At 73.5% G+C, this 12,714-nt stretch carries 13 protein-coding genes; 5 read left to right on the top strand and 8 right to left on the bottom strand.

What is annotated here, in order from left to right:
* Positions 1 to 6 precede the first annotated feature (6 nt).
* Positions 7 to 333: an ATP/GTP-binding protein gene (locus tag AB0D01_RS03650; protein ID WP_363053325.1), complete on the bottom strand. Its 327-nt coding sequence runs from the start codon at positions 331 to 333 to the stop codon at positions 7 to 9.
* Positions 334 to 577: 244 nt separating this feature from the next.
* Here AB0D01_RS03650 and AB0D01_RS03645 point away from each other — a divergent pair, with 244 nt between their 5' ends.
* Positions 578 to 1,609 (top strand): LLM class flavin-dependent oxidoreductase, encoded by a 1,032-nt coding sequence (locus tag AB0D01_RS03645; protein WP_363053324.1) that lies wholly within the window; start codon positions 578 to 580, stop codon positions 1,607 to 1,609.
* 86 nt (positions 1,610 to 1,695) lie between these two features.
* On the opposite strand, the gene AB0D01_RS03640 is transcribed toward AB0D01_RS03645, so the two are convergent.
* Positions 1,696 to 2,088: an SCO5389 family protein gene (locus tag AB0D01_RS03640; protein ID WP_363053323.1), complete on the bottom strand. Its 393-nt coding sequence runs from the start codon at positions 2,086 to 2,088 to the stop codon at positions 1,696 to 1,698.
* Positions 2,089 to 2,307: 219 nt separating this feature from the next.
* Between AB0D01_RS03640 and nucS the strand changes: the two genes are divergently transcribed.
* The gene (nucS, locus tag AB0D01_RS03635; RefSeq protein WP_363053322.1) at positions 2,308 to 2,979 is read left to right on the top strand and encodes an endonuclease NucS; all 672 of its coding nucleotides are present in this window, start codon (positions 2,308 to 2,310) and stop codon (positions 2,977 to 2,979) included.
* A 66-nt stretch (positions 2,980 to 3,045) separates the two neighbouring features.
* Here nucS and AB0D01_RS03630 read toward each other — a convergent pair whose 3' ends face one another.
* From AB0D01_RS03630 to AB0D01_RS03615, 4 genes are all read right to left on the bottom strand, one after another.
* A complete protein-coding gene (locus tag AB0D01_RS03630) occupies positions 3,046 to 5,796 on the bottom strand; it encodes an ATP-binding protein (protein ID WP_363053321.1) in 2,751 nt (916 codons plus the stop codon).
* A gap of 193 nt (positions 5,797 to 5,989) precedes the next feature.
* Positions 5,990 to 6,634 (bottom strand): LysE family translocator, encoded by a 645-nt coding sequence (locus AB0D01_RS03625; protein WP_363053320.1) that lies wholly within the window; start codon positions 6,632 to 6,634, stop codon positions 5,990 to 5,992.
* Between the two features lie 83 nt (positions 6,635 to 6,717).
* Positions 6,718 to 7,041 carry an STAS domain-containing protein gene (locus AB0D01_RS03620; protein WP_363053319.1) on the bottom strand — a complete coding sequence of 108 codons (324 nt, stop codon included), beginning with the start codon at positions 7,039 to 7,041 and terminating at the stop codon, positions 6,718 to 6,720.
* 157 nt (positions 7,042 to 7,198) lie between these two features.
* A complete protein-coding gene (locus AB0D01_RS03615; RefSeq protein WP_363053318.1) occupies positions 7,199 to 8,047 on the bottom strand; it encodes a 3-hydroxyacyl-CoA dehydrogenase family protein in 849 nt (282 codons plus the stop codon).
* Between the two features lie 200 nt (positions 8,048 to 8,247).
* Between AB0D01_RS03615 and AB0D01_RS03610 the strand changes: the two genes are divergently transcribed.
* On the top strand, positions 8,248 to 8,820 hold the full coding sequence (locus AB0D01_RS03610) for a cob(I)yrinic acid a,c-diamide adenosyltransferase (protein WP_363053317.1): 573 nt from the start codon (positions 8,248 to 8,250) through the stop codon (positions 8,818 to 8,820).
* Here the strand turns inward: AB0D01_RS03610 and AB0D01_RS03605 are convergent.
* Positions 8,817 to 9,830, bottom strand: a complete 1,014-nt coding sequence (locus tag AB0D01_RS03605) for a quinone oxidoreductase (RefSeq protein WP_363053316.1) — start codon at positions 9,828 to 9,830, stop codon at positions 8,817 to 8,819. The genes AB0D01_RS03610 and AB0D01_RS03605 overlap by 4 nt on opposite strands.
* Before the next feature lie 84 nt (positions 9,831 to 9,914).
* Entirely contained in the window at positions 9,915 to 10,562 is a 648-nt protein-coding gene (locus AB0D01_RS03600; protein ID WP_363053315.1) for a hypothetical protein, read from the bottom strand.
* Between the two features lie 167 nt (positions 10,563 to 10,729).
* On the opposite strand from AB0D01_RS03600, the gene AB0D01_RS03595 reads away from it, so the two are divergent.
* Together AB0D01_RS03595 and AB0D01_RS03590 are read left to right on the top strand one after the other, a co-directional pair.
* Positions 10,730 to 11,926, top strand: a complete 1,197-nt coding sequence (locus AB0D01_RS03595) for a histidine kinase (RefSeq protein WP_363053436.1) — start codon at positions 10,730 to 10,732, stop codon at positions 11,924 to 11,926.
* Entirely contained in the window at positions 11,923 to 12,588 is a 666-nt protein-coding gene (locus AB0D01_RS03590; RefSeq protein ID WP_363053314.1) for a response regulator transcription factor, read from the top strand. The genes AB0D01_RS03595 and AB0D01_RS03590 overlap by 4 nt, the downstream gene beginning before the upstream one ends.
* Positions 12,589 to 12,714 lie beyond the last annotated feature (126 nt).

Below are 12,714 nucleotides of genomic sequence, written 5' to 3'. Positions count from 1 at the left end.
AGGCCGTCAGTACTTCGGAGCGTTGCGGGACCGCTGCACCCTGGAGGTGCGGCGGTCCTTCGCGTTCCAGCAGGCCTTGTGCCAGTGCCGGCGGTCGTCGACGCCGCCGTACTCGGGCCAGGCCACCAGGTGCGGGGTGCCGGAGGGGATCTCCTGGTCGCAGCCCGGGCAGCGGTAGCGCTTGCCGGCGGCGGCCGCACCGGCGACGTGCCGGACCTTCCATTCCTCGCCGAGGTACTCCTCGGTCCGCTCCAGGCCGAACCGGTCGAGGCCGGCGCCGGGTCGTTCGTCCGGGGTCTCGCCGCCCCTGGGGCGGTTGTGGCGCGGTGACACGTATACCTCACGAAGGGGCGGCGGGCAGTGACTTTCTCCCAGACTACGCGCAGCGAGGTCGGGTACCCGCAGGGTGTCCGGAGAAGGCCGACCCCGTACGGGAACTGGCCCGACAATCTCAATAACTTTCCTGTCAGGCCGTGCCTTTGGCACGTGTCAGACGTTGTTGCCGGCAGACGTTGATGCCATCAGCGAGTCGGTCCACCTGGGGGAGGCCGCGTCAGCCGCGAGGAGGCTAAGGGCGATGCGCGTAGGAGCGTTTGTACTGGCGGCCCAGTTCCCGGGCCAGGGGCAGGGGGAGGCGCTGCACCGTGCGGTGCGGACGGCCGAGGTGGCCGAGGAGGCGGGGCTGGACTCGGCCTGGCTCGCCGAGCACCACTTCGTGCCGTACGGGGTCTGTCCGTCGGCGGTGACCCTGGCGGCGCTGCTGCTGGGGCGCACCCGGCGGCTGCGGGTGGGCACGGCGGTGAGCGTGCTGCCGAACACCCACCCGGTGGCCCTGGGGGAACAGGCCGCGCTGCTGCACATCACCTCCGGGGGGCGGTTCAGCCTCGGGGTGGGCCGCGGCGGGCCGTGGGTGGACCTGGAGGTGTTCGGGTCCGGGGTGGGGGCGTACGAGAGCGGCTTCCCCGAGGACCTCGACCTGTTGCGGCGCTGGCTGACGGAGCCGCGCGTGGACGCGGACGGGCAGCGGCACTCCTTCCGGGAGGTGGCCGTCGTACCGCGTCCCGAGCAGGCGCTGGACGGCGACGGAACCGGGCCGGAAGTGATCGTCGCCTGTACCTCGCCGTCCTCGGTGCGGACGGCCGCGGTGCGGGGGTTGCCGATGTTGCTGGGCATGCACTGCGGGGACGAGGAGAAGGCGGAGCAGGTCGCGCTGTGGCGGGCGACCGCGCTCGCGGCGGGGCACGATCCGGAGTTCGTACGGTCGGCCGGGCACGTGTCGGCCGGGGTCTGTCAGCTCTCGGACCGGACGGTGGACGCCCGCGAGACCCTGTTGAAGGCGATGCCGGGCTGGTTCCGCCTCGGGCTGGGCGCCCACGTGACGGTGGACGGCCGGGCGCGTGCGATGCGCGACCCCGTGGCCTACACGGAGTTGCTGTGCGACCTGCACCCGGTCGGTACCCCGGAGCTGGCGGCGGAGCGGCTGGCGGCGACGTCGGAGCGCACGGGGATCACCCGGTTCGCCCTGCTGACGGAGGGCTCCGGCGACCTGGCGGCGACGGAGGAGAACGTACGGCGCCTCGGCTCGGAGGTGCTGCCGCTGCTGGGCTGAGGGCGGCCGGACAGGGGCCTGGGGCTGCCGCTCCGATGTCGGTCGCACCTCCCGCGACACGGAGCGGCAGCGAAGTACGGGTCCCGCTAGCAGTCGCGCAGTTCCGGCGACTGGTTGAGCAGCTGGCCGCGGATCGAGGTGAACTTGGCGAGCCGGTCGTCCACCGAGGGATCCAGCGGGAAGACCGCCACGCGGTGGCAGTTCTGGAAGGCCAGGCGCACCCCGAAGTGCCGCTGGAGCGCACCGCGTATCGCGTCACTCGCGAGCGCGCGCAGCAGTTGCCCGCGCGCCTGCTCGTCCGGCGGCGGCGTCTGGTTGTCGGCGAACTCTCCGCCCTCAACCTCGAGCCGGCCCGCCAACGAGCTGATCATCTCCCATGCGTAGGGCAGGGAGGTCCGGACGCAGTCGACGAAAGCGGCTTCGTCGACCTCGCCTCGCTCGGCCTGTTCGAGTAGGGCCGGTGAGACGTCGAGCGACATGGGTTCTCCTCTCGTGACCCCGGCGTTTGGGTTGCCGGAGTCTTACGGGCAGGGAAGGAGGCCGCGACGCAGTGTGCACGCTCGGCAACCTCCCGCTCACCACGGTAGGCGCCCACCGGGTGCCGCACCAGGAGAATGCGCATACAACGCGCCATCGGCGAACGGGGCTTTCAGGGGCGAATCGCGTGGAGGGCTTCCCGTCGAGTAGCGTTGCCGACCATGCGTCTCGTCATCGCCCGCTGCTCCGTCGACTACGCGGGCCGGCTCACCGCCCATCTGCCCTCGGCACCCCGTCTGATCCTCGTGAAGGCCGACGGCAGTGTCTCGATCCACGCGGACGACCGGGCGTACAAACCGCTCAACTGGATGTCGCCTCCGTGCACCCTCAAGGAGGGGAGCGGGGACGAGGCGAACGTCTGGACCGTCGTCAACAAGGCGGGCGAGAAGCTCATCATCACCATGGAGGAAGTCCTCCACGACTCCTCCCACGAGTTGGGCACCGACCCGGGGCTCATCAAGGACGGTGTCGAGGCGCACCTCCAGGAGCTGCTCGCGGACCGCATCGACACGTTGGGCGAGGGCTACACCCTGATCCGGCGCGAGTACATGACGGCGATCGGCCCCGTGGACATCCTGTGCCGGGACGCCTCGGGCGCGACGGTGGCGGTGGAGATCAAGCGTCGCGGTGAGATCGACGGCGTCGAACAGCTCACCCGGTACCTGGAACTGCTGAACCGCGACCCGCATCTGGCGCCGGTCCGTGGCGTGTTCGCGGCGCAGGAGATCAAGCCACAGGCGCGGGTCCTGGCCAACGACCGGGGCATGGACTGCGTGGTGCTCGACTACGACGCCCTGCGCGGCATCGAGGACGACAAGCTCCGCCTGTTCTGACCCGTTCCCCTCCGAGCCCGCGAGGCGCCCTGGGCGTCTCGCGGGCTCGTGCGTACCCGGGCCCGCTCAGATCGTCGGCGACGACGCGGAGGACGCGGAGGACGGCGACGAAGAGGCCGCGGGGCGGGAGGCCGCCGCCGAGGTGCTCGGGGTGCCCGTATCCGGCGTCGTCGGCCCCGTCACGGGCGGGGTCACCGGCGGCACGGTGGTCGGGGGCTGCGGGCTCGTCGAGGCGGGCGGCGAGGTGACGGGGGCCGGGGGCTTGGGGCTGCCCGGTCCGGGCGGCGCGGGCCGCGTCGCCGGCGGGCGCTGGGGGCCCGACGTGGGGCCCGGCCCGGCCGGGCCGGTCGGTCGCGAGGCCCGGCCCGCTCCGGGGTCGGCGGACGGTCCGGCGGACGGTCCGGCGGGCGCGTCGGCCGAGGGGGCGGCGGGGTCCGGCGCAGGATCGTTCCCGCTGCCCCCCGGCACCTGCGGGACCTGCGGGGTGTCGGCGGTGTCCGGCGGCGGGGTCGAGGCGGCCGGCGGGGACTTCGGCGTCTCGGCGTCGCCCGAGGCCACCGACAGGCCCACGACCGTGCCGAGCGCCACCACCGAGAGGGCCCCGGCGGCGGCCATCAGCACCGTCCGGCGGCGACCGGCCGGTTCCGGGGCGGGGTGGTGCGGGGCCGGGGCGGGGACGGGTGCGGGGGTCTCGGGGAGGTTCGGGAAGGCGTCCTCGAAGACCTGCGAGAGGGTGGTCGCGTGCGCGGTCGGGGGTACGGCGGCGGCGATCAGCGGGTTGACCTGCGTGACGGCCTCGGAGCGCGGTGCGACGGGCGACACCGGGGCGGCGGACGCGGCTGCGGATGCGGACGCCGATACGGGTGCGGCCGGCAGGGCGGGGAGGGCGGGCGGCGCGGACAGGGCGGGGACGGCGGTGTGCCCGGCCGCCCCGGCCGCCCCGGACTTGCCGGGCGTTCCGGCCTGAGCGGACGGCCAGGGCTGGGCGGATGTTCCGGCCTGAGCGGACGACCCGGGCCGGGCAGGCGTTCCGGGCTGGGCGGACGACGCGGGCGCCCCGGGCTTCGCGGGCTTCGTCATGGAGACCGGCGCCTCCAGCCGCAGCGGCGGCGAGACCTCCACGCCGAGCGCCTCGCGGTCGGTGACGAGCGCCAGCGCGCGGCGGCCCGCGACCGTGCCGCGCTTGTCCGCGAGGGCCCCGCGCAGCCCGATCGAGGCCTCCAGCTCGGCGCGGGCCCGGTCCAGGCGTCCCTCGCACAGGGCGAGCACCCCGAGTTCGTGGTGGAAGTACGCCTGCTCGGCGACCTCCCCGGCCTTGCGGGCGGCCTCGGCCCCCGCGCGCAGCGCGCGTTCCCACGCCTCCCAGTGCAGGGAGGCGGCGAGGGCCGGCGCCGCCGTGCGGGCCAGCAGGACGGCGGCCACCACGTCGGCCCCGGCCAGCGCGGCCAGGACCGCGTCCGCCTCGGCGGCGACCCGCTCCGGGGTCACGGAGGCGTGCCCGGTCCACCAGGCGTAGTGGCGGGCCGCCGTACGGGCCTCCTCGGCCGCGGTCTCTCCGTAACCGGCCTCCTCCAGCTGCCGCGCGACCCCCTCGGCGAGCCGGTGGCGCGACCCGACGGGGGTGATCAGTCCGCAGCCCAGGAGTTCGGCGACGGCGGCGTCGGCGTGCGTGTCCCCCACCAGCGCGGGCAGGTGCGCGTGGTGCGGGAGTTCCCCGCCCAGGGCGCAGGCGATGCGCAGGGCGGCGCGGGCCGATTCGCTGACCCGGGAGGCGAGCAGCACGGCGGGGGCGGCGGCTTCGGCGAGCGTGGGCAGCGGTACGGGGCCGACGTCGCGGGGGCGCTCCTCGAAGACGCCCGGCTCCTCGTCGTCGTCCGGCTCGGCGATCCGGTTCAGCTCGTCGCGTTGGCGCAGCAGGGCGGCGGCCTGGACGAAGCGCAGCGGCAGGCCCTCGGAGGCGAAGCGCAGGTCCGCCGCCCAGGCCTGTTCCGCGTCGGTCAGGGCGCGTCCGGTGGCCGTCTCCAGCAGCAGGAGGCACTCGGCCAGGTCGAGCCCGCCGAGGAAGACCTCGTCGAGGCGGGTGTCGTCGGCCGGCGGCTTGGTGTCGGGGCCGGCGACCAGGAGGAAGGCGCACTCGGGGGTGGCGCGCAGCAGCTCGTCGAGGGCGGGGCCGCCCAGTTCCAGGTCGTCGAGGAGCACGATCGCGCCGATGTCGCGGACCCGTGCGAGGAGCCGCGTGCGGTCGGGGCGGCGCTCGGCGCAGTCGTACACGGCGGTGTACAGGGCGTGCAGGACGTCGGTGGGCTGGTGCATCCCGTGGCCGCTGATCCGGACGACACCGTCGGGCGCGAGGCCGGCGCAGGCGCCGGCGACGGCGCCCAGGAGGGTGGAGCGGCCGGAGCCGGACGGTCCGGTGAGGCGTACGGAGCGACCCCGGCCGAGGAGGCGAACGAGCCGTTCCTCCTCGTCGGTGCGCGAGCGCGGCGGGCGTGCGGGCAGGGGCGCCCCGGGCAGCGCGGGCGGTCCCGCGAGGGCCTCCCGCTCGGCGCGGGCGGCGGCGTCGCGCTTGGCGGGACGGTCCGCGGCGCGTTCGGTGCCGGGCCGCAGGGGTTCGATCTCGCTGCCGTCGAGGGGGTTGACGGTGAGGGTGAACTCCCCGGCGGTCAGGGTCACCATCCGCAGGGGTCCGGGGGCGGCCGGGGGCCGGTCGCCGGCGTGACCTGCGGGCGGGCCGGCGGGCGCCTCGGCCCGCGTCGTGGCGAGCGGCCGGCCGGCCTGCCGCTCCCCCTGGTCGGGCTGCCCCTGCGTACGGTCCATGACCAAGTCCCCCGATCGCGTCGTGCGCGCCGTCGCCGTCCTGTGCCCGGCCCTCGCTCGCTCGCACGTCGCTGTCGCTTCTGGTCCGGTTTCCGCCCGGAGCCTAGACCGTGGAAGGTGGCGCGGAAAGCTCAGGGGGTGCCTTCGACCCCGTACCGTCCGGTTTTCTCCGGATACGTTCCGGGGCGTGCGGTCAGCCCTCGCGGCCGGTCGCGGCGACGGTGACGCCGAGTCCGATCATGCCGAGTCCGCCGATCCCGCCGACCAGGGAGAGCCGTCGGGGCGACCGGGCGAACCAGCCGCGGGCGGTGGCGGCGGCCACGCCCCAGACGCTGTCGCAGACCAGGGCGAGGACGTTGAAGACCAGCCCGAGCACGAGCATCTGGAGGATCACGTGGCCCTGGGCGCGGTCGACGAACTGGGGCAGCACGGCGGCGTAGAACACGATGGTCTTCGGGTTGGCGACGCCGACGGCGAAGCCCTCGGCGAGGGTCCGCAGGGTGCCGCCCGCCGGGGGCGCCTCACGGCCGTCGAGAGCCGCCCGCAGGGATCCGCGCTGCCGTACGGCCTTGACGCCCAGGTACACGAGGTACGCGGCGCCGGCCAGCTTCAGCGCGGTGAAGACGAGGACGGACCGTTCGACGACGGTGCCGACGCCGAGGGCGACGGCCACGACCAGGACGTAGGACCCGAGCGTGTTGCCGGCGACGGTGGTCAGCGCGACCCGGCGGCCCTGTGCGAGCGCGCGTCCGACGACGAAGAGCACGCTGGGGCCGGGGATGACGATCAGCAGGAGGGACATGGCGGCGAAGGCGGCCAGTCGGTCGGTGGACACCATGCGGCCATGTAAGCGCAGCCGGTCCCGGACCCGCAGCCCATTTTGGCCCGGCCCCGGCGCCGGCCCTGTCCCGGCGCCCCGGGTCACACCCGGGGCAGGGACTCCGCTTCCAGCCCGCCCTCGATCGCGAGGATGCGGTGCAGCCGGGTCGCCACCAGGAGGCGCTGCATCCGGTCGGGCACCCCGCGCAGGACCAGGCGCCGCCCGGTGCGCCCGGCCCGCCGGTGGGCGCCCATGATCACGCCGAGTCCGGTCGCGTCCCAGGAGTCGAGCCCGGTCAGGTCGAGCACGAGGTCGCCGTGGCCGTCGTCGAGGGCGCTGTGCAAGGCCGTACGGGCGTCCGCCGCGCTGCGCACGTCGAGGCGACCCCCGACCGCGAGTTCGGCGTGGTCGCCCCTGATGTGCATGTGTGCTCCCCGGCTGTACTGCGTGCGTGTGGTCCGACTGGTCCGTGGTCGGCAACTCTCACTGCATCTGACTGCCTCGCGGGCAGTGAAGTTGCCGACCGTGAGCGAACCGATACCTAATTCACCCCGTAGGGTGTTGGGACCCGAACGTTCGTTCTCAGTGCTGGTAGAAGCCCTGGCCGCTCTTGCGGCCGAGGTCCCCGGCGTCGACCATGCGGCGCATCAGCTCCGGCGGCGCGAACTTCTCGTCCTGGGACTCGGTGTAGATGTTGCTCGTGGCGTGCAGCAGGATGTCGACGCCGGTGAGGTCGGCGGTGGCCAGCGGCCCCATGGCGTGACCGAAGCCCAGCTTGCAGGCGATGTCGATGTCCTCGGCGGTGGCGACGCCCGATTCGTAGAGCTTCGCGGCCTCGACGACCAGGGCGGAGATCAGACGGGTCGTCACGAAGCCGGCGACGTCGCGGTTGACGACGATGCAGGTCTTGCCGACGGACTCGGCGAACGCCCGCGTGGTGGCGAGGGTTTCGTCGCTCGTCTTGTATCCGCGCACCAGCTCGCAGAGCTGCATCATCGGGACGGGCGAGAAGAAGTGCGCGCCGACGACCCGCTCCGGACGCTTCGTCACGGCCGCGATCTTGGTGATCGGGATGGCGGAGGTGTTGGAGGCGAGGACCGCGTCCTCGCGCACCAGCTCGTCGAGGGCGCGGAAGATCTCGTGCTTGACCTCCAGCTTCTCGAAGACGGCCTCGACGACGATGTCCACGTCGGCGACCGCGCCGAGGTCGGTGGTCGTGGTGATGCGGCCGAGCGCCGCCTCCGCGTCCTCCGCCGTCATCTTGCCCTTGGAGACGAACTTGTCGTACGAGGCCTTGATGCCGTCCGTGCCACGGGTCAGCGCGGCGTCGGTGACATCCCTCAGAACGACGTCCCACCCCGCCTGAGCGGAGACCTGAGCGATTCCGGAACCCATCAGTCCGGCACCGATGACGGCGAGCTTCCCAGCCACTGCACACCCCACGTTCTTTGTCAGGCCCAGTCTCGACAAGGCCCGGTCTCGTAGCCTCTCCGGCGGAGACTAGCGCCCGTGAGGGGCGGTGTGACCGCGAAGTAACACGCGTCACGTCTCAGATGACGGACATCACACCGGACGGACCCAGGACCCGTCCGCAGCCGCGCAGTTCACTTCCCGGCGTCTACGCTGGCCGCATGGTGAACCTCACGCGCATCTACACCCGCACCGGCGACAAGGGCACGACCGCCCTCGGCGACATGAGCCGTACCCGGAAGACCGACCTGCGCATCTCCGCGTACGCCGACGCCAACGAGGCCAACGCCGCCATCGGCACGGCCATCGCGCTGGGCTCGCTCCCGGAGCCGGTCGTGAAGGTCCTGGTCCGCGTACAGAACGACCTCTTCGACGTGGGCGCGGACCTGTGCACCCCGGTGGTGGAGGAACCCGAGTACCCGCCGCTGCGCGTGGAGCAGTTCTACGTGGACCGGCTGGAAGCGGACTGCGACGCCTTCAACGAGGAGCTGGAGAAGCTGCGCAGCTTCATCCTCCCCGGCGGCACCCCCGGCGCTGCCCTGCTGCACCAGGCCTGCACGGTGGTCCGGCGGGCCGAGCGCTCCACGTGGGCCGCGCTGGAGGAGCACGGCGAGTCGATGAACCCGCTGACGGCCACCTACCTCAACCGGCTCTCCGACCTCCTGTTCATCCTGGCCCGTACGGCCAACAAGGAGGTCGGCGACGTCCTGTGGGTCCCGGGCGGCGAGCGCTAGGCGATCCGCGTCTCCCCACCGCGTCCGGCGGCGGCCGCGTCCGGTACCAGGAGCAGCTTGCCGGTCGTACGCCGAGCCTCCAGGTCGCTGTGGGCCCGGGCGGCCTCGGACAACGCGTAGCGGCCCGTCACGGTGACCTCCAGCGCCTTGGAGCGCACCCACTCGAACACGTCGGCGGCCCGGCGCAGCAGTTCGGAGCGATCGGCGACGAAGTCCCCGAGGCTGGGCCGGATCAGGGTCAGCGAACCGCCCTGGGCGAGCCGCATCAGATCGAACGGCGGCACGGCGCCGCTCGCCGCGCCGAAGAGCACGAGCCGGCCGCGGGGGCGCAGGCTCGCGAGGCTCGCGTCGAAGGTGTGCGCGCCGACCCCGTCGAAGACGACGGGCAGCCCCTGAGCGCCGCCCAGCCGCCTCACCTCGGCTGCGAGATCGTCGACCTCGGAGGAGACGATCACCTCGGCGGCCCCGGCACGCTTCGCCGCCTCGGCCTTCGCCGGGGTCGACGTCGTGCCGATCACCGCGCCGCCGAGGTGGGTGACGAGCTGGGTCAGGAGCAGCCCCATGCCACCGGCGGCCGCGTGCACGAGCACCGTGTCGCCCCGCTGGACCGGGTAGGCGTCCTTGACGAGGTAGTGCGCGGTCATGCCCTGGAGGAGCACGGCGGCGGCCGTCTCGAAGTCGATGTCGTCGGGCAGCGGCACCAGCCGGGAGGCGTCCACGACGGCCCGCTCGGCGTACGAGCCGGGGATCTCCACCCAACCGACCCGGTCCCCGACCGCGACGTCGGTGACGCCGGGTCCCACTTCGACGACCGTGCCGGCGCCCTCGGTGCCCGGGGTGAAGGGCAGCGGGAGGCTGTACCGGCCTTCGCGGTGGTAGACGTCGAGGAAGTTGACCCCGGACGCGGCGACCTCCACGACCGCCTCGCCCGGCCCCGGCCGCGGCTGTTCCACCTCGGCCTCCCGCAGCACCTCGGGACCGCCCACTTCGTACACCTGAATCGCTTTCATGACCCCTCCGATCAACGGCTCGTCCCCCACCAACCCCGTCGACGGAGATCCAATTCCCGCCGAGCGGCCCGACCCGCCGTACGGCTAGGGCGCGTCCACCCGGTCCTTGCGGATCGGGGCGTCCACCGGGGCCTCCACCAGGGGCTTCGCCGCGGCCTCGGCGTCCGCGCCGGCCTCCGCGCCAGCCTCCGCTGCGGTCTCCTTCGGCGCCTTGCGCGGCCAGATCGAGTACGTGACGGCGATGAGGGCCTGGATGCCGACCACGCGCAGCGCGGCGAACTGCCACGCCTGCAACGAGGAGGTGTCGGCCGCGTCGCCGACGTACCAGACGGCGGCCTGGAGGAGGCCGATGGCGACGGCCGCGCCGAGCACCGTCCGGGTCCACAGCTTCCACTCGTGGACGATCCGCTCCTTGCCGTACTTCGGGCCGGGCGGCTTCGGCCCCCCGGCCAGCCGGTACGCGGCGTGCCCGTCGAGCCACTTCACGGTGTAGTGGCCGAAGGCCACGGTGAAGCCGATGTACAGGGCAGCAAGGCCGTGCTTCCAACTCGGCTCGCCGCCGTTCCTGAGGTCCAGGGTGGTGACCACGAGCAGCACCAGCTCCAGCGCGGGCTCGCACAGCAGCACGACCGCGCCGAGCCTCGGCATCTTCGCCAGGTAGCGCAGCGCGAGTCCGCCGGCCAGCAGCACCCAGAAGGCGATCTCGCAGGTGATGATCAGCGCGACGAGCACGGGATTCTCCGTCCTTTCGGGGTCCGGTTCTCTCTTCCTCCCCAGACTCCCGTCCGCGCGGGCCCGCCGCGTCGTCGTGGGAGAGGAACCCCGGCTGCACCCTTCGATGTAGTGCGCCCCGCCGTGCCCTCCGCCCCGGCGGGGACGTCGCACCGCCGCGCACCGTGTTGGATGGGACCGTGACCCTCCCGATCCCGCGTCCGCACCGCGACGACGTCTTCCTCGCCGTGGTCAGCGTGACCGGCGGGCTCCTGCTGTGGTCCCTCGGCGTCCACGGCAACGGCAACCGCGCCTTCTTCCCCGACTGGGTGGCCCTCGTCCCGCTCGCGGTCCTCGGGGTGATGGAGCTGCTGCGGCGCAGCATGCCGCGGCTGACTCTGACGGTGGGAACGGTGGGGATCGTCGCCGACCAGTTCACGGTGGGCAGCCTGGGCACCGTCGTGATCTTCACCGACCTGATGTACGCGGCCGTGGTCTACGGCAAACCCGCCATGGCCCGGCGGCTGCCGCTGACCACCGGGTTGATCACCGTCGTCGTCACGATCGCGAGCGTGGCCTGGCTGCGCACCCCGCAGGCGCTGCTGATCGGCTTCGTCACCGGCGTGGTGTGCTTCGGCCCGGCCCTGACGGGCGCCACCCTGCGCAACCACCGCGAGGCCGCAGAGGCCGCCCGGTTGCGGGCGGAGCAGACGGCGCTGCTGGCCGAGATGGACCGTGCGCAGGCGGTGGTGGCCGAGCGGGCGCGGATGGCCCGGGAGCTGCACGACATGGTGGCCAACCACCTGTCGGCCATCGCCATCCACTCCACCGCGGCGCTGTCCATCGACTCCCCCGCCACCAGCCGCGAGGCGCTCGGGGTGATCCGCGAGAACAGCGTGCAGGGGCTGGCCGAGATGCGTCGGCTGATCGGGCTGCTCCGGGACGCCGGGGCCGAGCAGGAGGCCGTCGCCGTGCCCTCGCTGGACGGTCTCGACAGCCTGATCGGGAAGGCCCGGACGAACGGGGCGGGCAGCGGGCTGGACTTCGTGCTGGAGGACCGCAGGCCGCCCGGGGAGCCGCTGCCGGCGCCGGTGGAGCTGGCGGCGTACCGGATCGTCCAGGAGTCGCTGACCAACGCCCTCAAGCACGCGGTGCCGGGCACCGTGCGGGTGCGCGTGACGCGGGCGGACGGGGTGCTGACCGTACGGGTGGACTCGCCGTACGGTCAGCGGCCCGGTCCGCGGGCGCCCGGTTCGGGGGCGGGACTGGTCGGCATGCGCGAGCGGGCGGAGCTGCTGGGCGGGCACTTCACGGCGGGCGCCGCGGGAACGGTTTGGCAGGTGCGGGCGACACTGCCCGCCGAGGAGAAGGTGGTGGCGGGATGAACCGGCAGGCCGGTATCAGGGTCCTGGTGGCCGAGGACCAGAGCGCGGTACGGGCGGGCCTGGTGCTGATCCTGCGCAGCGCGGGCGACATCGAGGTGGTGGGCGAGGCCGCGGACGGCGAGGAGGCGGTGCGCCTGGCCCGCGAACTGCGGCCGGATCTGGTCCTCATGGACGTGCAGATGCCCCGGTTGGACGGGGTGTCCGCCACCCGCGAGGTGGTCGCGGAGGGGTTGGCGGACGTCCTCGTGCTGACCACCTTCGATCTGGACGAGTACGTCTTCGGCGCCCTGCGGGCGGGGGCGTCGGGGTTCCTGCTGAAGGACGCGGAGGCCTCGGAGCTGGTGGCCGCGGTGCGGACGGTGGCGCGCGGCGAGGGGTTGATCGCGCCCGCGGTGACCCGGCGGCTGATCGCCGAGTTCGCCACGCCGCAGGCCGTGCGCCGCCCCGTGGCCCCGGGTACGGAGGCGGCCGTCGCCTCGTTGACCCCGCGGGAGCGGGAGGTGCTGGCGGCGCTCGGCCAGGGGTTGTCGAACGCGGAGATCGCGGTGCGGCTGGAGATGGCGGAGGCGACGGCGAAGACGCACGTCAGCCGGCTGTTGGGCAAGCTGGAGTTGCGCAGTCGGGTCCAAGCGGCGGTCCTGGCACAGGAGTTGGGCATCTAGACGGTCGCTGGAGATGAGGTCTGGACCTCTTGACGGTTGGTCCAGACCTTTCTAGTCTCACCGCATCACTGTGGTGAGCGTGCCATGACAGATCGTGTCGGAGCGTGCTCACGGGCGGCGCAGGTC

It is taken from the genome of Streptomyces sp. NPDC048606, from assembly GCF_040650855.1.
Lineage (GTDB): Bacteria > Actinomycetota > Actinomycetes > Streptomycetales > Streptomycetaceae > Streptomyces.
Note: the sequence above shows the minus strand (reverse complement) of the source record. Positions and strands in the feature narration are given on the sequence as shown.